Source organism: Sinorhizobium terangae (assembly GCF_029714365.1).
GTDB classification, from domain to species: domain Bacteria; phylum Pseudomonadota; class Alphaproteobacteria; order Rhizobiales; family Rhizobiaceae; genus Sinorhizobium; species Sinorhizobium terangae.
This window is the reverse complement of record NZ_CP121659.1, coordinates 3,866,688-3,890,910: the sequence shown is the minus strand read 5'-3', so window position 1 is coordinate 3,890,910 and position 24,223 is coordinate 3,866,688. Positions and strand designations below refer to the sequence as shown.

Here is a 24,223-nt window from a genome sequence, read left to right as displayed (position 1 = left end):
AGCAGAAGGCCCGCTCAAGGCGTGCCATCATTCGTCGGCTAATGTGTTGGATTTAGACCGTCTCCCAACCGTCCTTTTCGCTTGCCCGGTAGATGGCGTCGATAAGTTTCTGGTTGAGGCGCGAGTTCTCGAGCGTCACCACTTCCTCCTGTTCGCCGGTTGCTGCGCGCGAGAAGGCCTCGGCCTCGAGCTTGTACTGGCGCGCATCCTGGAAGCGGAAGAGTTGCGACTGGCCGTGGTTTTGGTTGGTCAGTTCCACCTCCTCGCGGCCGTAGCGGTCGGCATTGAAGGGCGACTTCACCTCGATGTAGCCCTTGTCGCCGTGGAAAACCATGACCTGACGGGCAGCAAGCTGGGTCGAAATGTAGAAGCTCAGCTCGAAATCGCCGAAATCGGCGCGCACGCTCGAATAGATGTCGGTGCCGAATTCCGGATCGCGGTCGGTATTGGCCTGGACGCGAACGGGTTCCTTGCCGGTCACGAAACGGGTCGTGATCGTCGGATAGACGCCGATATCCGGCAGGCCGCCGCCGCCGAGTTCCGGGACGTTGCGCATGTTGGCGGGATCGCGATTGTAATAGGTGAAGGCGCCTTGGACATGCCTGAGCTTGCCGATCGCCCCTTCCGCAAGCAGCGAGCGCACCTTCCGCCACACGGGGCTGTAGGTCACCATGAAGGCTTCCGAAACCAGAACCTTGTTGCGGTCGCGCGCCGCGATCAGCGCGTCGATCTCCTCCGCCTTGAGCGCGATTGGCTTTTCGCAGAGCACGTGCTTGCCGGCATCGGCGGCCTTGATGGTCCATTCCACGTGCTGCGAGGTCGGCAGCGGAATGTAGACGGCATCGATCACATCGGATGCCAGCATTTCCTCGTAGGATCCAAACGCATGCGGCACCGAGAAGCGGTCGGCCATCGCCCTCGCCTTGGCGAGATCGCGACTGGCGATTGCCGAGACCACGCAGTTTTCCGCATCCTGAATGGCAGGCACGACGAGTTCGCGGCCAATCTTGGCCGTCGACAGAATTCCGAAACGCAGCATGGTTAGACTCCTTCCCTGGCTGCGCCGACACTAGCTCCGAGGTACGTACCTAGCAACTGTGCGGCACGCAGAAAAACGTCGGCTAGCAGGTGTCATTCTGCGCAATGGTGGCCTATCTTTTGAGCCCGCAATCCTCCCGATCGCAAACTTGTTTTCATCCAACCTTGTGGAGCGAAACCATGGAAAAGCGCAGACTTGGCCGAACCGGCCTCTCGATCGCGCCGCTCGTTTTCGGCGGCAACGTCTTCGGCTGGACCGCAGATGAGAAGACATCCTTCGCCCTGCTCGACGGCTTTTTCGACGCCGGCTTCAACGCCGTCGATACGGCGGACGTCTATTCCTCATGGGTGCCCGGAAACAAGGGCGGAGAATCCGAAACGATTATCGGCAAGTGGCTGAAGCGGTCGGGCCGTGCGCGCGACGAGGCGGTCATCGTCACCAAGGTCGGGTCGGAGCTGGGGCCGGACCGCAAGGGCCTGTCGCGACGCTGGATCATGCAGGCGGTCGAGGATTCGCTGCGCCGTCTGCAGACAGACCATATTGATCTCTACCTGTCGCATTGGCCGGATCCGGAGACACCCTATGAGGAAACGCTTGCCGCCTACGATGCGCTTCTCGCCGAGGGCAAGGTCCGCGCCATCGGCGCATCGAACCTCGATGCGACGCAGTTGCGCGACGCCCTCGACGTCTCGGCAATGGAGGGGCTGCCACGCTACGCCGTGCTGCAACCGGAATACAATCTCTATGACCGGGCGTCCTTTGACGGCCCCTTGCGAGAACTCTGCATCGCCGAGGAAATCGGTGTCATCACCTATTTCAGCCTGGCGAGGGGATTCCTTTCCGGCAAATACCGTTCGCACATCGACCTCGAGGGTTCCGCCCGCGGCGGCGGCGTCGAGAAATACCTCGACGGGCGCGGCATGCGCATCCTCGGCGTCCTGGATGAAATCGCCGAGGAAACCGGGGCGAAACAGGCGGAAATCGCGCTTGCCTGGATCATCGCCCGCAAAGGTGTGACCGCGCCGATCGCCAGCGCAACCAATCTCGATCAACTGGCGAGCCTCGTGAGGTCTGCGGAACTCAAGCTTTCCGACGAGGCGATCGGCAGGCTGAACGACGTGAGCGAGTAGCGGAAGGCGCAAAACCCCTCCCCACAAGGGGGAGCGGCTGCCCGGGGGCAGCGTTCGCATTTGGTCTTGACCGTTGGCCCTTGTTGAGCTGTTGGGCAGAATTATGAGCTCACCGTCACAAGCGATGGAAAGCCCGCATAATGCTGGGCGTGGCTGCCCTCGTGATTGGCCATGCCCGGTTTCGTCAAAAGCCCGCGCGGTTCGGCATAGCTTCTGATGGTGCGGCGCGGCCTCTCGTGCCACTGGATGTTGAAGGCCCAGAGTTTTGGAAAGAAGCAGAGCGAGGCATAAGGCAGGTGGTCGTGGATCCACCAGGCAAGGCTCTGCCAGCCGCCGTCCTCACGCTCACGATCCCAGACCCAGGGAATGACGATGCAGGCGGTTGCGCCCATGCATCCGTCGGCATCGCGCATATCCCATATGTGGTCGGCCGCCGTCGCCGCATTGGTGGAGCAGTTGAGCTTGTTGGCGTTACCGAAAGCGTTGACCGCACGATTGCGATAGGCCGAGCGGATGTGGAGGCGACCGAAGGTCGCCTGCAGCGGTTCAAGCAGTTCTTCACACAGCCTGCTGCCCGCCTCGATGGCGAGGTCCGGATCGTCCGGAATGTTCGGAATGCGATAGAAATCGGCAATCTCGGAATGCAGGAAGTCCCGAAGGAAGAAGTTCTGCGAGAGCCGGGCGCGACCGAGGTCCTCGAGCGATTTCATCGATCCGGGTTTCTTCATGCTCCGACCTCCCTACAGCGCCGCGCGTCCAACCGGACGCGCAAAGGATGCTGTTGCGCTCTGATTGCTGCGAGACCGCACTGTGACCATGCGCTCGGTGATTGCAAGATCAGGTCCGGTTGATCGAGACGCCGCCGTCGACGAGCAGCGCCGCTCCCGTGACAAAGCTCGCGGCGTCGGAGGCGAGATAGAGCGCGGCTTCGGCGATCTCCTCGGGGCGCGCCAACCGCTTCAGCGCATGCAGGCTCTCGATGAAGCCTCGTGTTTCCGGGCTAGCGCCCGGCAGGTTCGCGTGGTTGGACGGCGTATCGGTCCCGCCCGGCAGCAGCGCGTTGACGCGCACGCCCCGCGTTCCGAATTCGACCGCCAGCGATTGTGTGAGGCCAACAAGGCCGGCCTTGCTCGCCGCATAGGCGGTGGTGCCGGGAAAGCCGGCGGTGTGTCCGACGAAACTCGCCGTGAAGACGAGCGAGCCGCCGCCACGGGCCACCATCGCCGGTAGCTGATGCTTGGCTGCCAGGAAAGCGCTCGTCAGATTGATGTCGAGCGTTTCCCGCCAGTCGTCGATGGAAAGCGATGGGAGTTCGCCCATCGCGCCCACCGTCCCGGCATTGTTGAAGGCGATATCCAACCCGCCGAAGCGGCGGATCGCCAGAGCGACCAGCGCCTCGTTCAGTGCCTCGTCACGGATTTCGCCGGCAAGGAAGGCGGCCTCACCGCCCTCGCCCTCGATTTCCCGCGCAAGCAGCGTGAGTTCGCGCTCGCGCCGCGCAGTGACGACGAGCTTTGCGCCCTCGCGAGCAAAAAGCACGGCGGCGGCGCGGCCGATACCCGAACTTGCCCCGGTTACGATCGCGATCTTTCCTTCAAGTCTTGGCATCACGGATTCCTTTCTCGATAGCGACGAAGGAGTCGCAGATCCGGCGCGAGGCGGCCACCCGATTCCCGAGGCCGCGAGAGCGCCGGTTTCACCGGATAGTCGACGTGAGGAACGCATCTACGCAGTGCCCGGAACAAACGCGGTCCGACAGGATCGCGGGGGGGTTACCGCAAAGCCCGCAACGACACCGGCGAACAGGAAGGCTGCAGTTGGCGGCCGGCGCTACTGCATGTTTCCTTAAATCGTAGCCGATTTAAGGATCAAAACATGCAGCAAAGTACTACAGCGTCTTTTGCGCGTCTCATAACACGCGCGGCGCTGTAGACGCCGGTCGCCGTCACTCCACATGCCGGAAGAAATCGATGAAGGCTCTCAGCGCCGGGCGCATCTGGCGACGACTGGGATAATAGAGATAAGGCCCGGCATAGGGGGCGCACCAATCTTCGAGCACACGCTCCAGTCTGCCCGCGACTACGTATTCTGCCACCCGCGTTTCGAAGAGATAAGCGAGGCCGGCTCCGCCGAGCGCCGCCTTGATGATCGGGCGGTCCTCGCCGAGGATCAAAGGGCCCGCCACCGACACGGTTACCTCCTCGCCTTCCTTCTCGAATTCCCAACGATAGAGCGTGCCGTTCGAAAAGCGCCGGCGAATACAGCGATGCCCGGCGAGATCGCGCGGGTGGGAGGGCCTTCCGTGACGTTCGAAATAGGAAGGCGCCGCAACCACGGCGCTCGTCAGGTCCGGACCGACCTTCACCGCGATCATGTCGGCTTCCAGGCTTTCGCCGAGCCTGATGCCCGCGTCATAGCCCTGTTCGACGATGTCGGTGAAGCCGTCCTCGTTGGCGATCTCGAGAACGATATCGGGATAGCGATTGAGAAAGGCGCCGAGACGAGGCGCAAGGATGAGATCGGCGGCGAAGCGCGGCGCGGTAATGCGCAGGTTTCCTGCCGCGCGCTCGCGTGCCTCGGCCGCAGCCTCCAGCGCATGGGCGATTTCGTCGAGTGCCGGGCGCAGCCGTTCCAGAAGCCGCCGCCCCTCTTCCGTCGGCGCGACGCTGCGGGTGGTGCGGGAGAGCAGGCGGACGCCGAGGCTCGCCTCGAGGCTGCCGACGGCATGGCTGACGGCGGATGGAGCGACACCGAGTTCCTTTGCCGCGCCGCGGAAACTGCCATGCGCGGCGACAGCGGACAGAACGGCGAGTTGGGAAAGCTGGGTGCGGTTCATTGGTCGAAATAATAGAACAACCCGTGAGAATTGACAGAGATTTTCAACTATCGACGACCGCCCTATCTTCGCCTCGACATCTGGCGTCGGCGCTGGATGAAGAGACCACTCTGCGAACGCATCCATCGGCCCGAACCGCCCGCCTACGCGGCGTACCTTGAATGCGCGCTCCCCATGTTGCAGCCTGAAAGGACCTCCCATGAAAACCCGCAAGCTCGGAAATCAACTGACCGTCTCTACCATCGGCCTCGGCTGCATGGGCATGAGCTTCGCCTATGGCGAGGCTGACGAGCAAGAATCGATCCGCACGCTCCATCGCGCCGTCGAACTCGGCGTGACCTTCTTCGACACGGCCGAAGTTTATGGCCCCTATGAAAACGAGAAGCTGCTCGGCAAGGCATTGAAGGACCGGCGCGACCGGGTGACAATCGCGACGAAGTTCGGCTTTCGCATCGAGCCGGGCAAACCGGCGGCCGAAGCGATCAAGGGTGTCGACGGGCGGCCGGAAAATGCGAGAGCCGTCGCCGAAGCCTCGTTGAAGCGGCTCGGAACCGATGTCATCGATCTCTATTATCAGCACCGCGTCGACCCGAACGTACCGATCGAGGAAACGGTCGGCGCGATGGCGGAACTCGTGAAGGAGGGCAAGGTGCGCGCGCTTGGCCTTTCGGAGGCGAGTGCCGCCACCATTCGCCGCGCCCATGCGGTGCACCCGATCGCGGCGGTGCAGAGCGAATATTCGCTGTGGTCGCGCGACCCGGAAGAGGAGGTGCTCGCCACCTGCCGCGAACTCGGCATCGGCTTCGTACCCTATAGCCCGCTGGGGCGCGGCATGCTGACCGGCACGATCGCCAAGGTCGATGATCTCGCCGCCGACGATTTCCGCCGATCGCTGCCGCGCTTCCAGGCAGAAAACCTGAGCGCAAACGCGGCCCTGGTCTCGACGCTCGAAACGCTGGCTGCGCAAAGAGGCATCACCGCCGCCCAGCTTGCGCTCTCCTGGGTGATCAACCAGGGTGACTTCATCGTGCCGATTCCGGGAGCCCGCAGGATCCGGCATCTGGAGGAGAACGTTGCCGCCGCGGATATCGTGCTTTCCGACGCCGAGCTGGCGAAACTCGCCGAGATCCTGTCGCCGGCCCTTGTCGCCGGCCAGCGCTACCCCGAGGCGTCGTTGGCGCTGACGAACCGGTAGACGCATTCACCTCCGGACATTCCGGCATGCGGTAGGCATCGCATTTCGTCTGCGATGCCCTACCTATAGTGCAGTCGGCCCCCAATGGAGGAGGATAAGGAATGTCCGAAGAGCAGGCGATCAGCGCAGTGGTCCATCTCTACGTCGACGGCATGGCCTTCGCCAACGAGGCGGCGCTGCGCAAGGCCTTCCACCCGAACGCCTCGATCGTCGGTAATTATGAGGGGGCCATCGAGTGGCTGACCCGCGACGCCTTCATAGCAGCGATCCTGAAGGAAGGCTCGGCACCGCCGGAAACACAGCCGCTCATGGACGTGGAAATGATCCAAATCACCGGTGACGCGGCGAGCGTGAAGGTCGTCGATGAATTCGCCGGCTCACGCTATACGGATTACCTCTCGCTGCTGAAAGTCGACGGGCGGTGGCTGATCGTCAACAAGGTCTGGCACGTCCATTCATGAGTGCTGGCGCGGACGAGCCAATGTCGGCCGCTGGAATCGTGATCGGGATCGATCACGTGCAACTCGCGATGCCGGAGGGCGGCGAAGGCGAAGCGCGGCGTTTCTATTCCGGCCTTCTCGGCATTCCTGAGGTGCCGAAACCATCCAACCTTGCCGCGCGCGGCGGCTGCTGGTTCGAGCGTCCCGGACTCAAAGTCCACCTCGGTGTCGAGAAGGACTTCTCACCCGCCGGCAAGGCGCACCCCGCCTTCATCGTCGATGATCTATTCGCGTTGATCGCGCGCCTTGAGGCGGCTGGATTTCAAGTAACGGAGGACGAGTTGCTTGCGGGATTCGTCCGCCGGTATGTCCGCGACCCGTTCGGCAATCGGATTGAGTTGATGCAGCCCTTAGACTGATCGCTTCCGACGGGCCGATCGTTAGGCGACGCGCCTTGCCCCTCACCCTGGCCCTCTCCCCGCTTGCGGCGAGAGGGGACTGAGTGGGCGCCACCAGTCCCCTTCGCCCCGTCAAAACGGGGAGAAAGTGGCCGGCACGCCGGATGAGGGGCGAGCGCGGCGCAAAGAACACATCGTCTCGGTCTCGGATTGCCAGACTTTTTGGCCGAACAAGCCCGCCGCCTCCTGCGGCGGCCTCTTATGTTTCATCAGGCGCGGAGCACGCCACCCGTGCTCTTCGCCACATTGGCGATGATCTTCGAAGTCAAAGCCTCGAAATCCTCGTCGGCCAGCGTGCGTTCGACCGGCTGGATCGTCACCTCGATCGCCACCGACTTCTTGCCCTCGCCAAGGGAGGCCCCCTCGAACACGTCGAAGACGTTGACGCCGGTCACCAGCTTGCGGTCCGCACCGGACGCCGCCCTCAGGATCGCAGCCGCCTCGACCGTCCTGTCGACGACGAAGGCGAAATCGCGCTTGACCGCCTGGAATGGCGAAAGCTCCAGCGCCGGCTTGGTGCGCGTTGCCTTTTTCTTCGGCTCGGGCATGGCGTCGATATAGACCTCGAACCCGCAAAGCGCGCCCGATACGTCGAGGGCATCGAGCGCCTTCGGGTGGAACTCGCCGAAGCTGCCGAGAACGATCTTCGGACCAAGCTTGATCGTGCCGGAGCGGCCGGGGTGATACCAGGCCGGGCCACCGGCCTCGAACTGGACATTGCCCATCGGCACGCCGCAAGCCTCGAGCACGGCGATGGCATCGGCCTTGGCGTCGAAAACATCGACCGGCTTGCCGCCGCCCTTGGCCACATTCGACCAGAGCCGGCCGGAGCCGTTCAGCGACGCGGTACCGCGGCGGACACCGCCGGCGACACGGCGCTGGCCTTCCGGCGTATCGTCTTCATAAGTCCCGGAAACCTCGAAGATCGCCACGTCGCCATAGCCCTTGTCGGCATTGCGCTGCGCGGCAGTGAGAAGCCCCGGCAACAGCGAGGGCCGCATGTCGGACATGTCAGCGGCGATCGGATTGGCGAGTTTCAGCGCCGGCTGGCCGCCGCCGAAGAGCTTCGCCTGCTCTTCTGAAATGAACGACCAGGTAACCGCTTCGAGCATGCCGCGGCTGGCGAGCGTGCGTTTGGCCTGGCGCGTGCGGATCTGCAATGTCGTCAGGATCTTGCCGTTGACGACATTGTGGCTTTCGAGCGGGGCCGCAACAATGTTGTCGACGCCGTGAATGCGCATGACTTCCTCGACGAGATCCGCCTTGCCATCCACGTCCGGGCGCCAGGAGGGTACGGTGACGCGGAAGCGCTCGCCGGAGCCATCGACGCCGAAGCCAAGCTTGGTCAGGATCGAGACGCTTTCCTCGGTCGACACCTCGAGGCCGGTCAGCCGCTTCACCTCAGAAACCGGGAAGTCGACGACCTTGGGCGTGTGCCCCTCGTAGCCGACTACATCCAGCTTGGCGGCCGTTCCACCGCAGAGTTCCAACACCAACTCGGTCGCCCGCTCCAGGCCCGGCACCATGTATTCCGGATCGACGCCGCGCTCGAAGCGATAGCGCGCATCGGTGATGATGCCGAGCATGCGGCCGGTCTTGGCAATGTTCATGGGATCCCAGAGCGCCGATTCGATCAGCACGTCCGTGGTGTTCTCGTCGCAGCCGGAGTGCTCGCCGCCCATGACGCCGCCGATCGACTCGATGCCGTCCTCGTCCGCAATCACCACATTGGCCGGCGACAGCGTGTATTCGCGCGTGTCGAGCGCCAGCACCTTCTCGCCCTCCTTCGCCCGGCGGACCGTGAGGTTGCCGGTGACCTTGGCGGCATCGAAGACGTGCAGCGGACGGCCCTGGTCGAAGGTCAGGTAGTTGGTGATGTCGACAAGCGCGTTGATCGGTCGGAGACCGATGGCCGTCAGCCGCTGGCGCATCCAGGCCGGGCTCGGGCCATTCTTGACGCCGCGCACGAGGCGGAGCGCGAAGCCGGGGCAGAGGTGCTTGTCTTCACCGAGATCGAGGCTCACCTTGACCGGCGTATTGCCTTCGACGGCGAAGGATGGTGCCGGTTGGGCCTTCAAGGTGCCGAGACCGGAGGCGGCGAGATCGCGGGCGATGCCGTGAACGCTGGTGCAGTCGGGCCGGTTCGGCGTCAGGTTGATCTCGATGACCGGGTCGTCGAGGCCGGCGTAAGCCGCATAGCTCGTGCCGATCGGAGCATCCTCCGGAAGGTCAATGATGCCGGTGTGATCGTCGGAAATCTCCAATTCCTTTTCCGAGCACATCATGCCGCGGCTTTCGACGCCGCGGATGTTGCCGACCGAAAGCGTTACATCGATGCCGGGCACATAGGTGCCGGGGGCCGCGAAAGCGCCGATAAGACCCTTGCGCGCGTTCGGTGCGCCGCAGACGACCTGCACCGGCTGGCCGTTGCCGGCGTCGACCATCAGCACCTTCAGCTTGTCGGCGTTCGGATGCTGCTCGGCGGAGACGACCTTGGCGATGACGAAGGGCTTGAACGCCGCCTTGTCGTCGACGTCCTCGACTTCCAGCCCGATCATCGTCAGGCGGGCGCAGATTTCCTCGAGCGTGGCGTCGGTTTCCAGATGGTCCTTCAGCCAGGAAAGCGTGAATTTCATGTTTTCACCTGTGTCCCAAAAATATCAGCGCGCGGTCAAGCGGAGAGGCCGCCGAAGAGCGTCGGCATGTCGAGCGGGCGGAAGCCGTAGTGCGTCATCCAACGGACATCGGCGTTGAAGAAGTCGCGGAGATCCGGCATGCCGTATTTCAGCATGGCGATGCGGTCGAGGCCCATGCCCCAGGCGAAGCCCTGATACTCGTCCGGATCGAGACCGCCGGCGCGCAGCACGTTCGGATGGACCATGCCGCAGCCGAGGATTTCCATCCAGTCCTTGCCTTCGCCGAACTTGACGATCGGGCCGGAACGGTCGCACTGGATATCGACCTCGAAGGACGGTTCGGTGAAGGGGAAGAAGGACGGGCGGAATCGCATCGTCACCTGATCGACCTCGAAGAAGGCCTTGCAGAATTCTTCCAGGACCCAGCGCATGTTGGCGACATTCGCCGTCCTGTCGATCACCAGGCCCTCGACCTGGTGGAACATCGGCGAGTGGGTAGCGTCCGAGTCCTGCCGGTAGGTCTTGCCGGGAATGATGATGCGGATCGGCGGCTTCTGCGCTTCCATCGTGCGAATTTGCACCGGCGAGGTGTGCGTGCGCAGCACCTTGCGCTCGCCCTTCTCGTCCGGATGGAAGAAGAAGGTGTCGTGCATCTCGCGGGCTGGATGGCCTTCGGGGAAGTTCAGCGCCGTGAAGTTGTAGTAATCCGTCTCGATGTCCGGCCCTTCGGCGATCGAGAAGCCCATGTCGCCGAAGATCGCCGTGATCTCGTCAACGATCTGGCTGATCGGATGGATGCGCCCGCGCTCGGCCGGCGAGGAGCGCACCGGCAGGCTGATGTCCACCGTTTCGCGCGCCAGCCGCTCGGCGATTGCCGCATCCTTGAGCGCCAGCTTACGGGCGGAAATTGCATCCGTTACCGTGTTCTTCAGCGCATTGATCTGGGCGCCGCGCGTCTGGCGCTCCTCCGGCGTCATCGTGCCGAGCGTCTTCAAGAGTTCGGAAATGGAGCCCTTCTTGCCGAGAGCGCCGACGCGCACCGCCTCGATCGCTCCCTCGTCGCCGGCGGCGTCGATTTCCGCCAGCAATGTTCGTTCCAATGTTTCCAATTCGCTCATTCTGTCCTGCCTCGATGCGGGAATGGTTCGGTATATCGGTTCAATTCTTCAGCAATGTGATCGCGCAATGTCGGTCGGAGGGGTCGACTGTGGCTGCGACCACTGCTGGCGAGCCGAAAAGAAAAACCCGCGCCAGCCCTGCCAGCGCGGGTTTCCCAACAATTTCAGAAACGGTCTTGGGAAAACGCTGGCTTAACGGACAGCGCTTTCAAACTCGTTTGCCGTGCCGGCTTCCTTGAGGTAGGCGAGCGCCTTCTTGGCAGCTTCGACCAGCGCCGTGAATGCAGCCGTCTCATGGATTGCCATGTCGGACAGGACCTTGCGGTCGACTTCAATGCCGGCCTTGTTGAGACCGTCGATGAAGCGGCCATAGGTCAGGCCATGCTCGCGGACGGCAGCGTTGATGCGCTGGATCCAGAGAGCGCGGAAGTTGCGCTTGTTAACCTTGCGGTCGCGGTAGGCGTACTGCTTGGAACGATCCACTGCGGCCTTGGCGGCGCGAATGGTGTTCTTGCGGCGGCCGTAGAAACCCTTGGCGGCCTTGAGCGTCTTCTTGTGCTTGGCGTGGGCGGTCACACCGCGTTTTACACGTGCCATGTCATGATCTCCTTAAAATCCAAATCGCCAGACGTCTTAGAGACCGTTAGGCAGGTAGTTCTTGACGACCTTCTTGCCATCAGGCTCAGCGAGAACCATGGTTCCGCGTGCGTCGCGAATGAACTTGTTGGACCGCTTGATCATGCCGTGGCGCTTGCCAGCAGCGGCAGCGCGGACCTTGCCGGTAGCGGTGACTTTGAACCGCTTCTTGGCAGACGATTTCGTCTTCATCTTGGGCATTTTGCTACTCCATTGTTCTTAATAGTGCGAAACAGGCAGACGAGGCCCGTTTCCAGCGTTAAGAACGGCCACGGCATGCCCTGCCGGACCGTTCGGACGGGGGCTTATAACCGCACGCCCTGAAAAACGCAAGCAGGCAAACGCCGGCAATGCGCGAGGCGAAACAGGCACAGCGGCCGCCCGATCGCGCGCGCTACCGCCGCGGAAAAATCAACGCGGCCTGCAATCCGCCAAGAGGGGAACGCGCCAGCCTCAGCGTCGCCCCATAGGCCTCGGCGATATCAGCGCTGATCGCGAGACCCAGACCCGAGCCAGAGCGCTGTTCGGGGCCATGGTCGTCGAGGTGCGCGCCGCGCCTCAGGACCAACTCGCGGTTCTTATCGTCGACCCCAGGTCCGTCGTCGTCGATCTCGATCACGACGCAATCCTCGGCGTTGCGCGCACCGAGGCGTATACGCGAGCGCGCCCACTTGCTCGCATTGTCGAGCAAGTTGCCGATGCACTCGGCGAAGTCCGCGGGATCGATATCGAGCGACAGAGCCGGCTCGATGTCGACCTCCCAGGCGATGCCTTTTTCGACGGTGACCGGTCGCAATACATTGACCACCCTTGTGCCGAGCTCGGCGACAGTGGTCGCGGCCATGCGTTCGACGCCCATGCGAGCGGCCTGCAATTGCCGATCGGCACGCTGACGCACGGCATCCACCTGCTGAAGCGCGGCCGCGCGCTCGTCCGGCGGCAGGTGCTCGGCAAGATGCGCCAGTACCGTCAAGGGCGTCTTGAGGCCGTGAGCGAGATCGCTCGCCCGCGCCCGCGCACGTTCGAGCGCAGACTCGCGTTCGGCGAGCAGCATGTTGATCTCACTGACGAGCGGCTGCACCTCGCTCGGGCCGGCCGTGCCGAAATCGCTCTCCCGACCGGCACGTACGGCGGCGGCCCGCTGCCGCAGGCGCTGAAGCGGCATGAGGCCGATTGCACCCTGAAGAAAAGCCGCGCCCGCAAGCACGCCAGCCATGGCGAGGAGCATCAGCCGCATGCGGTCGTGGAATGCGCCAAGCGCGTCGTCCAGTTCCTTGCGGGAAAAGCCCGCATACGCCGTGAAGGACACCGCCGCAGGTCCGTCGCCAAGCGATAGGTGTTCGCTGTGGACGAGCATCGGCGAGCCGTCGGGGCCCTCGACCTGCGCGAAGCCTTGGTAGGCGTGTACCGGCGGCGAATCCGTATCAATCACGACGTCCCACAGCGATCGCGACCGCTGGGGCTCGCCCGACGCTGGAGAGATCTGCCAGTAGCGCCCGCCTGTCGGGAGGCGAAAGCGCGGATCGGCAGGCTCGCGTTCCAGCTGCAGTCCGCCGCCCGAGGCGGTCGTCTCGGCGGCAATGGTGTCGATGATCGACGTCATCTCTGCTCGATACTGCTTCAGCACATAGTCGGTGAAGAGCCTGCTCAAGGAGATCCATGCCATCAGCAGGACGAATGCGATCGCAATCATCGCCCCAATCGCCAGCCGCAGGCGCAGCGACCGCATCATGGTTGATCGTCCGGCAGGATGTAGCCGAAACCCCGGCGCGTCTCGATCGCGCCGCTGTCCGTCTTTTTCCGCAGCCGGGCGATCATCGCCTCAACCGCGTTCTTGGCGGCGTCATCCTCCCGCCCCTGAACATGGCTTGCGAGCTCGAGCTGCGTCACCACCTGGCCTTTTCGCTCGATGAAGAGCGCGACCATGCGGTATTCGAGAGGGCTGAGATCGAGCACCTTTCCATCGAAGGTCACCCGCCGCCTTTCCTCGTCAAGCGTGAAGCGCCCCGCGGCCCTGATGCCGCGCAGGCGCGGTCCTGCGCGTCGCAGCAGCGCCTTCAGTCGGGCGAGGAGCTCCTCGGTCCGGAAGGGTTTCGGCAAATAGTCGTCCGCCCCGGCGTCGAAGCCGTCGACACGTTCCATCCAGGATCCGCGCGCCGTCAGAACCAGCACCGGCGTCTCCACGCCCGCTTCGCGCCAGCGCTTTAGAATCGACAACCCGTCCATGCCAGGCAGGCCAAGATCGAGAACGATCGCAGCGTAGGCGTCCTGTTCGCCCCTCTCCCAAACGTCCGGGCCAAAGGCGACGGTATCGACTTCATAGCCGTTTACGCTCAGCCTGGCCGCGACATGGGCGGCGATATTGGGATCATCCTCGGCCAGAAGAATACGCATGCCCGCCTCAAAATCCGAGAATATTCATGAATTTACCGGTACGCGCGTTGATCCTGAGATCACGGATGACGCCCTTGCCGTCACGGGTCGTCAGCCGGTAGACGTCGCTCCCGCCGTAGCGCCTCAGATCGATGCCGATGACGGCGCCGTACTTGTCCTCGTCGACGAGGCGCAGCACGTCCTTGAGCGGCAGGATCCGCCCTTCAACTACCGCGTCGCGGACGCGCTCCTGATCACTCCGGCGGCCGCCGGCGTCCTCGCCGTCATCATCCTGTCCGTGACCTCCGTGGCCGCTGCTGCCAGACCCGCTATTGCTGCTGCCCGAGCCACTGTTGCTGCCGCCCGAGCCGCTATTGCTGCCACTACTGCCAGAGCCACTGTTGCTCCCGCTGCTGCCGGAGCCACTGCTGCCGGAGCCGCTGCTGCCGGAGCCGCTGCTGCCGCTGCCGCTTGCGGCATGGGCAGCAAAATCCACCGGATGCGGCGCCAGCAAGGGGAAAACGCAGCAGCTAAGAAGCGCAATGAAGAGGCGGCGTTTCACCCGCATGACATTGACCAATCGACAGAGGTGCCGCTACGCGGACGCGGAGACGTTAATACGTCGCAGTGATGGCGCTTCGTCAAGCCTACAGCAAGAGCCGAACGGCGCGTTCGCTTATGGGACGCCGCGACGTCGAAAATCCCACGCGACCCAAAGCGTGGGATATTCGGGCAAGCGGGCGCGGCCGGGCTCGCAACTCACCTCATCGCGCCGTCACGATCGCGAAGTGCCCGTCACGGCGTCCGCGCAGACCTGATCGAGACGGACCCGATCGGCCCCGGATTGCGGCGCGCATCCGACCCGTGCGGCTTGACGGTGACGAAACGAGCGCCGTGCTCGAATTCTACCTCGACCTCCAGGACCCGCCCGAGATTGTCGACGGCGACCAGCGAGCCATTGAGGAGACCACGAAGTCTTTCTTCGGGGACCTTCAACGCGACTTCCGGGCGATCCGGCCTGTCGCGCCTGCGATCATCGTCGTCGTCATTGCCGGCGCGGCGGTCGTCGCCATTGTCGTTGTCCTGTCCGTGACCGCCACCGCCATTTCCGCCGCCAGAACCGCCATTGCTTCCCTGACCGCCGGAATGGCCGCTGCCGGAATGGCTGCCGCCGCCCGATCCGCTGCTACCGCCACCCGACTTGCCGCTGCCGGAACCGCTGCCGCTCGCAACCGCATCGGCCGAAAGAGGATTTGCCGAATCAGGGGCAAGCAGAGACGAGGCAAATGGTCCCGCCGCCGCACTGAAGACACCGAGGGTCGTCGCCAAAAACAAATTCCTGAACTTGGATTGCATGTTTCCATCCTTCCCTTCGCCTACCAACCCCGGAAGAATGGCATACCGTCGCTGACAGCTCGCTGAGCCGCCTTGTCAGCGTTCTGTCAGGCAGGATCGGCGACAGCGGAGCACATCTAACGCGCGTCGCGTTCAATCGGACTCACGCGACGCGCTTTACAACGCCGCGCGTCTTAAGAGACGCGCAAAGATCGCTGGAGCACGTGGAATTGCTGAATGGGTTTAATCGGCTCCGACTCGGGGAGAACATGCTGCGGGGCCAAAAGCGAAGAAGCCGCCTAACGGCGGCTTCTTGCTGGAAACGCGACGGGTTTCCCGATCACTTCGGTGCGAGCACCATCATCATCTGGCGGCCTTCGAGCTTCGGTTCGGCTTCCACCTTGGCGATCGCCTGGGTGTCGTCCTTCACCTGCAAGAGCAGCTTCATGCCGAGTTCCTGGTGGGCCATTTCGCGACCGCGGAACTTCAGCGTCACCTTGACCTTGTCACCTTCCTCGAAGAAGCGGTTCATGGCCTTCATCTTCACCTCATAGTCATGGGTGTCGATGTTCGGACGCATCTTGATTTCTTTGATCTCGACGATCTTTTGTTTCTTGCGCGCTTCGGCGGCCTTCTTCTGGTTGGCGTATTTCAGCTTGCCCAGATCAAGAATCTTGCACACCGGCGGTTCGGAATTCGGTGCGATCTCTACCAGATCAAGACCGGCTTCGTCCGCCATGCGGAGCGCCTGGTCGATCGGAACGACGCCGACATTCTGGCCTTCGGCATCGATAAGCTGAACCCGGGGGACCCGGATTTCCTTGTTTGAGCGCGGTCCCTCTTTAACCGGGGCGTCCGCTTTGAACGGTCTGCGAATGGTCGTACTCTCCTCGAGCTATTGACGTATCTTTGGTCTGCTTGAACGGTCAGCGCGATCTCAGGCGAAGCGCTTGAAACTGTCACCGACGGCAATGTGTGAATTGCGGCGCCAGAGTCAATAGCATGGCTCGCAAGGAAAATCACCCTCTGTCGAAGCATAGGCGAATCTGTTTTAGAAGGAAATCTTGCGCCCGCCGCCGTCTTTCAAGAGGACATCCGATGTCAACAGCATCAGCCGAAACTGAAATCACGCGGATCGAGGTGGGCAGCGGTGCATCCGCGCGCACGATCGCCATGCGGATCTTTCGCACCGAGCCGCGCTCTCAGCGCCCCGCGCTCGTGTGGCTCGGCGGCTATCGCTCCGATATGACCGGCACGAAGGCCGTCGAGGTCGAGCACTATGCCCGCGCAGCCGGAACCGACTGCATCCGTTTCGACTATTCCGGCCACGGCGCCTCGGGCGGCGATTTCCGGGACGGCACGATCTCGCGCTGGATCGAGGAAAGCCTTGCGGTCATCGACCACGCCGCGCCGGCATCGCGCCTGATCCTCATAGGCTCCTCGATGGGCGGCTGGGTCGCCTTGCGTCTCATTCAGGAGCTCAAACGGCGCGGCGAGGCGGGTCGCGTCGCCGGCCTTGTACTGATCGCCCCCGCCCCGGACTTCACGGCGGAACTGATCGAACCCAATCTCACCGAGGCCGAGAAAACCTCGCTTGCCGAACGCGGCTATTTCGAGGAGCCGTCGCAATACAGCCCCGAGCCCAACATCTTTACGCGGGCGCTGATCGAGGACGGCCGCGCCAATCGCGTGCTCTTGGGCCCCGTCGAGACGGGCTGCCCGGTCCATATCCTGCAGGGCATGCGCGATCCCGATGTGCCCTACAGCCATGCGCTGAAGCTGATGGAGCACATGCCGGCGGACGATGTGGTGATGACCCTTATTCGCGACGGCGACCATCGGCTCTCGCGCGACGAGGATATTGCCAAATTGAAACAGGCGATCGGCGCGATGCTGACGCAAGCCTGACGATCGCATAGCGAGGCATCTTTTCACTGCGCGCCGCGCAATGCCATTGCGGCGCAAGCGTTATCGCCGCCAATTCTTGGCGTTTTTAACCATAACGGCCGATCCGCGAATCAGAAGATTGACTCCATCGATCTAACAATATTAACTCTTTGTTAACGATTAGAGCAGCAGTCGGGGGAAATCCTACAGAAGCTGTCGTCAACTCAGGATTGCGCGGACAGGTCCGGACAGGAAGAGCCGGTACGCCGCGTTGCAGGGGATCTGTATGACGTCTTGGACAGGGGTTAAGGCAAGCATTGCGGCTTTCTGCGCAGTATTCATTTCAGCAAACACGGCAATTCCCGCCCAGGCAGGGCCCTCTCCATGGATGCAGACCGGCTCGGTAACCTCCCAGCCGATCGGGCATTACGAGTTTTGCCAGAAATATCGCGGTGAATGCCGTGCGCGGTCCAAGACCACCGTCGCGCCGCGTGTTACCGACCGCGGCTGGGCCGTCATCCGACAGATCAATGCTCAGGTCAACCGCGAGATCACGCCCGTGACCGACCAGCAGGTTTTCGGCAGGGACGAGGTCTGGTCCTACCCGACCACCACCGGAGATTGTGAAGACTTCGCACTCGAAAAACGTCGCCGGCTGATGAAGCGGGGCTTTTCTGCCAGCCAGTTGCTGATGACCGTCGTGCGCAAGCCTGATGGCGAGGGCCATGCGGTCCTGACCGTCCGCACCGCGCAGGGCGACTTCATCCTCGACAATCTCGAAAACAGGGTGAAGCTCTGGACACAAACGCCTTATCGCTATCTGAAGCGCCAGGCGTCCTATAACAGCGGCCGCTGGGTGACCATCGACAACAGCGGCGAGATCGTCGTCGGCTCGGTCGGCAACTGACAAGCCAGAAGACGCGCTATTAAAAAGGGCCGGTTTGCGCGGCCCTTTTTTCATGTCGTTTTTCGCCACATGGCGTTACCTCGAAACTGCGGCGGCATGCATCAGGCATTGCCGATCAGGACGCCGGCGGCGAGTACCAGACTGCCGCCGAGCACGACCTGGAAGGCTGCCCTGAGGAACGGCGTCTCCATATAGCGGTTCTGGATGAAGGCGATCGCCCAAAGCTCGAAAAAGACGATCGCGGCCGCCGTCACCGTCGCCGTCCAGAAGTGCGGGATCAGATAGGGCAGCGCATGGCCGAGCCCTCCGAGCGCCGTCATGATGCCCGAGGCAAGCCCGCGCTTGATCGGTGAGCCGCGCCCGGAAAGCTTGCCATCGTCATGAGCAGCCTCGGTGAAGCCCATGGAAATGCCGGCACCGACCGAGGCCGAAAGGCCTACGAGAAAGGTCTGCCAGGTGTCCTGGGTCGCAAAGGCGGCAGCAAAGATCGGCGCCAGCGTCGAGACCGATCCGTCCATCAGGCCGGCAAGGCCCGGCTGCACGTAAGTGAGAATGAACTGCCGGCGCGACGTCTGCTCTTCCTCCGCTCGCACATCTTCGGGCGTGTGCTTCTCGCCAAGCCGGCGGGCGAGCGATTCATGCGACTTCTCGGCAATTGCGAGGTCTCCGAGCAATTTGCGCGTCGCCGCATCCCCTGTGCGCGCGGCCGCCTCGACATAGAAACGGTGGGCCGCCTCCTCCATCGCTTCCGCCTCGTCGCGCGCCTTTTCGATCGGCATCTCGGCGATCAGCCAATCGGGCTTGCGCTCCGGGAAGTCGCGCACGTGTTCGCGCCGGATGAGCGGAATGCGGTTGCCGAAACGGGCGACATGCAGGTCGATCAGCGCCTGGCGATGATGGCTTTCCTCCTCCGCCATATCCTCAAAGACCTTGGCCGAGTGCGGATATTTTGCGCGCAGCGCATCCGCATAGGCGAGATAGATGCGGCCATCGTCCTCCTCCGAGGAGATCGCCAGCGCCAGGATTTCCTGTTCGCTTAAGGAAAGAAAGGGACGCTTGAAGCGGGAGAAGAGGCGGGAAAGCATTGGTGAAACCTTCTTTAGAATAATTCTAAAAATAGGAGCCGGAACATGGAGCGTCAAGGCTCGGTGCGGGCGAGCCTTGCGGCGCAGTAACGCCCGCTCATCTCGCTGCCGCGACCTTCTCCCGCACCTAGAACAGACCCTCCCCAACCCCTCCCCACAAGAGGGAGGGCCAGGCACCGCGACACACTTCCCTGCCATTTCCAACCTTCGCGCCTGCCGTACAGGTCTGCCTGAGGCGTGAACAGAGCGGACCAGCAACCCCTTCCCCTTGTGGATGCCTTGTGGGGATGGTTGGGGAGGGGTGAAGGCTTAGGGTGAGAACTCAGATCGCGAGATTGAGCGCCCGTTCCTGGTCGATATAGGCGCGCTGCTGATCGGTGATGTAGTCGCGGACGATCGGGGCGGCGTCGCGGGAGCGCGACAATTGCATGTGGAAGACGAGCTGGCTGCCGGTGCGGAACATCATCTCCGCGCTGATCAGGTAGAACTCCCACATCCTGGCGAAGCGCTCGTCGTACATCGCGATCACCTTGTCGCGGTTTTCCTCGAAGCGCTTGCCCCAGTGAGCCAGCGTCGTCGCATAGTGCACCCGCAGGAATTCCAGATCGGTCACCCACAGGCTGTTCTGCTCGACAACCGAGAAGACTTCCGAAAGCGCCGGCGAATAGGCGCCGGGGAAGATGTATTTGCGCAGCCACGAACTCGCCATGCCGGGCGGGCTCATGTGCCCGATCGAGTGTAGCACCGCGAGCCCGTCGTCCGGCATCAACGCATTCAGCTTCTTGAAGAACTCGTCATAGTGGTGAACGCCGACATGCTCGAACATGCCGACCGAGACGATGCGATCGAAGGGGCCCTGGACGTCGCGGTAATCCTTGAGCTCGAAGCGCACGCGATCGGCCATGCCCGCCTTGCGAGCCCGCTCGGACGCGAGCGCCTGCTGCTCCTTCGAGAGCGTCACGCCCAGAACCTCGACATTCTCGAGCGCCGCCAGGTAGAGCGCCAGATCGCCCCAGCCGCAGCCGATATCGAGCACCTTCATCCCCGGCTTCAGGCAGAGTTTCGCGGCAAGCAGCCGGAGCTTGTTTCGCTGCGCCGCCTCCAGCGTCTCGTCGGGAGCGCGGAAATAGGCGCAGGAATAGAGCATGTTCTCGTCGAGGAAGAGCTTGTAGAAATCGTTGCCGAGATCGTAGTGGTGCGCAACGTTCTGCTGCGCCTTGCCCTTGGGGTTTGCCTGCTGGCGCTTGCGGAAGCGCATCTTGATTGCGCGCAAGACCTTCTGGATCGGATAGGAACCGAGCGAGAGCCGGTTGATCGAGAACAGCGTGAGAAAGTCCCGGAGCGTCGAGCCCTCCTCGAAGCGCATCGTGCCGTCCATATAGGCCTCGCCGGCCGCAAGCTCGGCATTGAAGACGAGGGTGCGGTAAAGCCGCTTGTCCGTCAGCCGCATCGTCACGTGTGGCCCGGGCTCTCCGGAGAAGACGTGGCGCTTGCCATCGGCATCGATCACCGTCAGGCGACCCTTGCGAATGAAGGACTTCATCATATGCGACAATGGGAACATGCAAAACCTCGCGTGACAGGATCGCCGAGATGAGAAAGGACGCAGTTGGCAAGCCACTTTGCGTCGCGCCCCGCTTCGGACGGCGGCATCCTAGCACCGGCTTCACAAAATGCGCCCCCTATTTGCAGGTATAGGCAGCCGAATGTGAATCGAAAACGGGGACGGCAGTCAGCGACAACCGTCCCCGTTTGATTTCCCATGCGGGTTTCTCAATCAGTCCTTGGCGCGTTCGACATAGGATCCGTCTTCCGTCGCGATGACGACGCGGGTGCCGGCCTGGATGTGCGGCGGCACGGAGGTGCGCACGCCATTCGAGAGAAGCGCCGGCTTGTAGGAGGACGACGCCGTCTGGCCCTTGACCACCGGTTCGGTCTCGGTGATCTCGAGGATGACGTGCCGCGGCAGGTCGATGGCGATCGCAACACCTTCGTGGATCGACAGCATCACGGCCATGCCTTCCTGGAGATAGGCCTTCTGGTCGCCGATGTCTTCAGCCGACATGACGAGCTGGTCATAGCTTTCCGGGTTCATGAAGTGGAACCCTTCGCCGTCTTCATAGAGAAACGTGTGTTCGCGGTCTTCGACGAAAGCGCGCTCGACCTGCTCGGTCGTGCGGTAGCGCTCGGAAACCTTCACGCCATCGGAAATGCGGCGCATGTCGACCTGCGTGACCGGCGTGCCCTTGCCCGGGTGGAAGTTCTGTGCGGTAAGCACGACATACAGCTTGCCGTCGACGTCGAGAACGTTGCCCTTGCGGACAGAAGAAGCGATGACCTTGACCATTAGTCTTCCTTGTAACAGAGGTATGCGCGACACGGCGAGCCGGGAAACCCGGCCCTGCAGGACGCGAAAACTAGGATTTCGCGCCGCAACTACCCTAAATTCGCGCAAATAGCCAGCCTGCGCCGGCTCTCTCGCGAAGAAACTTGGCACGCGAAGAAAGTTTGGACAGACCGATCATGCCGCATGCTTCTCCCTGGTGGACACCGGATGTCCATGCCGATCGGCGCCCGTTTCTGATCGGGCGCAACCGCATCCAATCGGCATTGCGGCGTTACTTCGACGAGCGGGATTTCACCGAGGTCGATACGGCGAGCCTTCAGGTATCTCCGGGCAACGAAGCCCATCTGCATGCCTTTGCAACGCAGGCGCTCGGCCACGACGGCTCCGCCCAACCGCTTTATCTTCACACCTCGCCGGAATTCGCCTGCAAGAAATTGCTTGCCGCGGGCGAAAAGCGCATCGCCTGTTTTGCCCATGTCTACCGCAACCGGGAGCGCGGGCCGCTGCACCATCCCGAATTCACCATGCTCGAATGGTATCGCGCCGGCGAGAGCTACGAGGCGCTGATGCGCGACTGCGCCGAAATCCTCGCACTTGCCGCCGAGACGACCGGCACACGCTCCCTCTCTTACCAGGGCAGGACCACCGACCCGTTTCTTGAACCGGAGCGGCTTTCGTTGGCCGAAGCCTTCGAGCGCTTTGCGGGCATCGACCTGCTCGCCTCTATCGCCGAGGACGGGGCGACGGATCGCCACCGGCTGGCCGCGGCCATGAGGGTTTCGGGCTTGCGCGTCGCCGACGATGACACCTGGGCTGACCTCTTCAGCCGCGTGCTCGTGGAAAAGGTCGAGCCAAATCTCGGTTTCGGCCGGCCGACGATCCTCGACGAATATCCGACAGCCGAGGCGGCGCTCGCCAGACCGACCGCGCGAGACCGCCGCGTTGCCGAACGTTTCGAGCTCTATGCCTGCGGAGTCGAGCTTGCCAATGCCTTCGGCGAACTGACCGATGCAGCGGAGCAGCGCCGCCGCTTCGAACTCGAAATGGCGGAAAAGGCGCGCGTTTATGGCGAAACCTATCCGCTCGACGAAGACTTCCTGTCGGCTCTCGCAATCATGCCCGAGGCGAGTGGCATCGCGCTCGGCTTCGATCGCCTGGTGATTCTGGCGACGGGGGCTTCGCGCATCGATCAGGTGCTGTGGGCGCCGGTCGCGGAGGCAAGCGCATGACTGCACAGCGCTCCATCAGAACGGCGCGCGAGCTCGTCGATGCCGGTCTTGTCGCGCCGACGGACGAGGAGGCGGTTTTCCGCGTGGCGTCGCGCTATGCCGTTTCGATCAGCCCGGCCATTGCGGATCTCATCGACCGCCAGGACCAGGACGACCCGATCGCCCGGCAATTCGTGCCGAACGCGGCCGAGCTGACGCTCACGCCGGAAGAGCGCGCCGATCCGATTGGCGACGGTTCGCACAGCCCGGTTACCGGGATCGTCCACCGCTATCCCGACCGCGTGCTGCTCAAGGCGGTGCATGTGTGCCCCGTCTATTGCCGCTTCTGTTTCCGTCGCGAAATGGTCGGGCCGCAGGGGCTCGGCACGTTGACGCCTGCCGAGCTCGACGCCGCGATCGCTTACATTGCGCACCATTCGGAAATCTGGGAAGTGATCCTCACCGGCGGCGATCCGCTGGTTCTTTCGCCCCGCCGGCTCGGCGAAATCATGGAGCGGCTCGGCGCGATCGAGCATCTCAAGATCGTCCGCTTCCACACACGCGTGCCCGTCGTCGAACCGGAGCGCGTCGATGCGGCCCTTATCGCGGCGTTGAAGGCGAGCGGCAAGGCGACCTATGTGGCACTTCATGCTAACCACCCGCGCGAGCTGACGCCCGAGGCGCGCGCCGCTTCGGCCCGCCTCATCGACGCGGGCATCGTCATGGTCAGCCAGTCGGTGCTGCTCAAGGGCGTCAACGACGATGCGAACGTGCTTGCGGAACTGATGCGCGCCTTCGTCGAAACACGGATCAAGCCCTATTACCTGCATCACCCCGATCTCGCGCCCGGCACCGGCCATTTCCGGTTGTCGATCGAGGAGGGACAGAAACTCGTCGCCGCGCTTCGCGGCCGCGTTTCCGGCCTCTGCCAGCCGACCTATATCCTCGACATCCCCGGCGGTCACGGCAAGGCCGTCATCAGCGCAAGCACGATCGCTGCGGAAGGGGGCGGCTGCTACACCATCACCGATTTCCGCGGAAACGAGCACGCCTATCCGCCCGGCGGCTGACTTCCGAAAAATTCGCAGCGCACGTCACAGGCGCCGACGGTCAATCGTCAACTGGTCGAAAGCTTCAATTGACCTCAATGGAGACAGACCATGACCGATATGAAAGCCGTGCGTTACGAACAGGAAATCCCGGATGTGCTCGACGCGCTTGCCGGCGTGCACACCAAAATGGACAGCCACGGCCTCGACCGGACGATCCACCACCTCGTGCAGCTGCGTGCCTCGCAGATCAACCGTTGCGGCTTCTGCGTGAAGATGCATACGAAGGAAGCCCGTGCCGACGGCGAGACGAGCGAACGGCTCGACCGCATTATCGTCTGGGACCAGGTCGGCGATTTCTCCGAGCGTGAAAAGGCCGCCCTCGCCTGGACCGAGGCCTTGACGGAACTCGAACCCCGGACGGATTTCGCCAGTCTCCGTGCCCGGCTTCGCGAGCACTTCAGCGACAACGAGATCAGCGTCATCACCTCGACCGTGGCAATGATCAACCTTTGGAACCGCATCCAGATTTCGAGGCACTGAC

General features: G+C 62.9%; 25 protein-coding genes. 9 read left to right on the top strand and 16 right to left on the bottom strand.

Annotation, left to right across the window (positions count from 1 at the left end; all coding sequences use genetic code 11):
• Positions 1-52: 52 nt before the first annotated feature.
• On the bottom strand, positions 53-1,039 hold the full coding sequence (locus tag QA637_RS18300; protein ID WP_153442513.1) for a Gfo/Idh/MocA family protein: 987 nt from the start codon (positions 1,037-1,039) through the stop codon (positions 53-55).
• Positions 1,040-1,218: 179 nt separating this feature from the next.
• Here QA637_RS18300 and QA637_RS18295 point away from each other — a divergent pair, with 179 nt between their 5' ends.
• Positions 1,219-2,169, top strand: a complete 951-nt coding sequence (locus tag QA637_RS18295; protein ID WP_153442512.1) for an aldo/keto reductase — start codon at positions 1,219-1,221, stop codon at positions 2,167-2,169.
• Between the two features lie 101 nt (positions 2,170-2,270).
• Here QA637_RS18295 and QA637_RS18290 read toward each other — a convergent pair whose 3' ends face one another.
• The 3 genes from QA637_RS18290 to QA637_RS18280 form a co-directional block, all read right to left on the bottom strand.
• Positions 2,271-2,897: a hypothetical protein gene (locus QA637_RS18290; protein ID WP_153442511.1), complete on the bottom strand. Its 627-nt coding sequence runs from the start codon at positions 2,895-2,897 to the stop codon at positions 2,271-2,273.
• 109 nt (positions 2,898-3,006) lie between these two features.
• Entirely contained in the window at positions 3,007-3,777 is a 771-nt protein-coding gene (locus tag QA637_RS18285) for an SDR family oxidoreductase (protein WP_153442510.1), read from the bottom strand.
• Between the two features lie 337 nt (positions 3,778-4,114).
• The gene (locus QA637_RS18280; protein WP_153442509.1) at positions 4,115-5,005 is read right to left on the bottom strand and encodes a LysR family transcriptional regulator; all 891 of its coding nucleotides are present in this window, start codon (positions 5,003-5,005) and stop codon (positions 4,115-4,117) included.
• A 199-nt stretch (positions 5,006-5,204) separates the two neighbouring features.
• On the opposite strand from QA637_RS18280, the gene QA637_RS18275 reads away from it, so the two are divergent.
• The 3 genes from QA637_RS18275 (at position 5,205) to QA637_RS18265 (ending at position 7,059) form a co-directional block, all read left to right on the top strand.
• Positions 5,205-6,200: an aldo/keto reductase gene (locus tag QA637_RS18275; protein WP_153442508.1), complete on the top strand. Its 996-nt coding sequence runs from the start codon at positions 5,205-5,207 to the stop codon at positions 6,198-6,200.
• Positions 6,201-6,301: 101 nt separating this feature from the next.
• Positions 6,302-6,661 (top strand): nuclear transport factor 2 family protein, encoded by a 360-nt coding sequence (locus QA637_RS18270; RefSeq protein ID WP_153442507.1) that lies wholly within the window; start codon positions 6,302-6,304, stop codon positions 6,659-6,661.
• Between the two features lie 20 nt (positions 6,662-6,681).
• Positions 6,682-7,059: a VOC family protein gene (locus QA637_RS18265; RefSeq protein ID WP_153442506.1), complete on the top strand. Its 378-nt coding sequence runs from the start codon at positions 6,682-6,684 to the stop codon at positions 7,057-7,059.
• Between the two features lie 248 nt (positions 7,060-7,307).
• On the opposite strand, the gene pheT is transcribed toward QA637_RS18265, so the two are convergent.
• The 9 genes from pheT to infC all read right to left on the bottom strand — a co-directional run bounded on the left by pheT (position 7,308) and on the right by infC (position 16,073).
• On the bottom strand, positions 7,308-9,734 hold the full coding sequence (pheT, locus tag QA637_RS18260) for a phenylalanine--tRNA ligase subunit beta (protein WP_283062664.1): 2,427 nt from the start codon (positions 9,732-9,734) through the stop codon (positions 7,308-7,310).
• Positions 9,735-9,769: 35 nt separating this feature from the next.
• A complete protein-coding gene (pheS, locus tag QA637_RS18255; RefSeq protein WP_153442504.1) occupies positions 9,770-10,852 on the bottom strand; it encodes a phenylalanine--tRNA ligase subunit alpha in 1,083 nt (360 codons plus the stop codon).
• Between the two features lie 192 nt (positions 10,853-11,044).
• The gene (gene rplT / locus QA637_RS18250) at positions 11,045-11,449 is read right to left on the bottom strand and encodes a 50S ribosomal protein L20 (protein WP_153442503.1); all 405 of its coding nucleotides are present in this window, start codon (positions 11,447-11,449) and stop codon (positions 11,045-11,047) included.
• 36 nt (positions 11,450-11,485) lie between these two features.
• On the bottom strand, positions 11,486-11,689 hold the full coding sequence (rpmI, locus tag QA637_RS18245; RefSeq protein ID WP_014330719.1) for a 50S ribosomal protein L35: 204 nt from the start codon (positions 11,687-11,689) through the stop codon (positions 11,486-11,488).
• A gap of 193 nt (positions 11,690-11,882) precedes the next feature.
• Entirely contained in the window at positions 11,883-13,220 is a 1,338-nt protein-coding gene (locus QA637_RS18240) for a sensor histidine kinase (RefSeq protein WP_153442502.1), read from the bottom strand.
• A complete protein-coding gene (locus QA637_RS18235; RefSeq protein WP_153442501.1) occupies positions 13,217-13,882 on the bottom strand; it encodes a response regulator transcription factor in 666 nt (221 codons plus the stop codon). Before QA637_RS18235 ends, QA637_RS18240 begins: the two co-directional genes overlap by 4 nt.
• Before the next feature lie 7 nt (positions 13,883-13,889).
• Positions 13,890-14,441, bottom strand: a complete 552-nt coding sequence (locus tag QA637_RS18230; RefSeq protein WP_283062659.1) for a PepSY domain-containing protein — start codon at positions 14,439-14,441, stop codon at positions 13,890-13,892.
• A 215-nt stretch (positions 14,442-14,656) separates the two neighbouring features.
• Complete coding sequence (locus QA637_RS18225; RefSeq protein ID WP_153442500.1) at positions 14,657-15,190, bottom strand: hypothetical protein; 534 nt, start codon at positions 15,188-15,190, stop codon at positions 14,657-14,659.
• Positions 15,191-15,536: 346 nt separating this feature from the next.
• Positions 15,537-16,073 (bottom strand): translation initiation factor IF-3, encoded by a 537-nt coding sequence (gene infC, locus QA637_RS18220; protein WP_136506618.1) that lies wholly within the window; start codon positions 16,071-16,073, stop codon positions 15,537-15,539.
• Between the two features lie 221 nt (positions 16,074-16,294).
• Between infC and QA637_RS18215 the strand changes: the two genes are divergently transcribed.
• Together QA637_RS18215 and QA637_RS18210 are read left to right on the top strand one after the other, a co-directional pair.
• Positions 16,295-17,104, top strand: a complete 810-nt coding sequence (locus QA637_RS18215) for an alpha/beta hydrolase (protein ID WP_153442499.1) — start codon at positions 16,295-16,297, stop codon at positions 17,102-17,104.
• Positions 17,105-17,369: 265 nt separating this feature from the next.
• A complete protein-coding gene (locus tag QA637_RS18210; protein ID WP_153442498.1) occupies positions 17,370-17,990 on the top strand; it encodes a transglutaminase-like cysteine peptidase in 621 nt (206 codons plus the stop codon).
• 101 nt (positions 17,991-18,091) lie between these two features.
• Here the strand turns inward: QA637_RS18210 and mbfA are convergent, their stop codons facing one another.
• From mbfA to efp, 3 genes are all read right to left on the bottom strand, one after another.
• Positions 18,092-19,075: an iron exporter MbfA gene (gene mbfA / locus QA637_RS18205; protein WP_153442497.1), complete on the bottom strand. Its 984-nt coding sequence runs from the start codon at positions 19,073-19,075 to the stop codon at positions 18,092-18,094.
• A 322-nt stretch (positions 19,076-19,397) separates the two neighbouring features.
• Positions 19,398-20,639: an SAM-dependent methyltransferase gene (locus tag QA637_RS18200; RefSeq protein WP_153442496.1), complete on the bottom strand. Its 1,242-nt coding sequence runs from the start codon at positions 20,637-20,639 to the stop codon at positions 19,398-19,400.
• A gap of 213 nt (positions 20,640-20,852) precedes the next feature.
• On the bottom strand, positions 20,853-21,422 hold the full coding sequence (gene efp / locus QA637_RS18195; protein ID WP_153442495.1) for an elongation factor P: 570 nt from the start codon (positions 21,420-21,422) through the stop codon (positions 20,853-20,855).
• Positions 21,423-21,598: 176 nt separating this feature from the next.
• Between efp and epmA the strand changes: the two genes are divergently transcribed.
• The 3 genes from epmA to QA637_RS18180 all read left to right on the top strand — a co-directional run bounded on the left by epmA (position 21,599) and on the right by QA637_RS18180 (position 24,222).
• Positions 21,599-22,651, top strand: coding sequence for an EF-P lysine aminoacylase EpmA (epmA, locus tag QA637_RS18190; RefSeq protein ID WP_283062657.1), 1,053 nt, complete (start codon positions 21,599-21,601; stop codon positions 22,649-22,651).
• The gene (locus QA637_RS18185; protein ID WP_153442493.1) at positions 22,648-23,700 is read left to right on the top strand and encodes a lysine-2,3-aminomutase-like protein; all 1,053 of its coding nucleotides are present in this window, start codon (positions 22,648-22,650) and stop codon (positions 23,698-23,700) included. The genes epmA and QA637_RS18185 overlap by 4 nt, the downstream gene beginning before the upstream one ends.
• 90 nt (positions 23,701-23,790) lie before the next feature.
• Complete coding sequence (locus QA637_RS18180; protein WP_153442492.1) at positions 23,791-24,222, top strand: carboxymuconolactone decarboxylase family protein; 432 nt, start codon at positions 23,791-23,793, stop codon at positions 24,220-24,222.
• Position 24,223 lies beyond the last annotated feature (1 nt).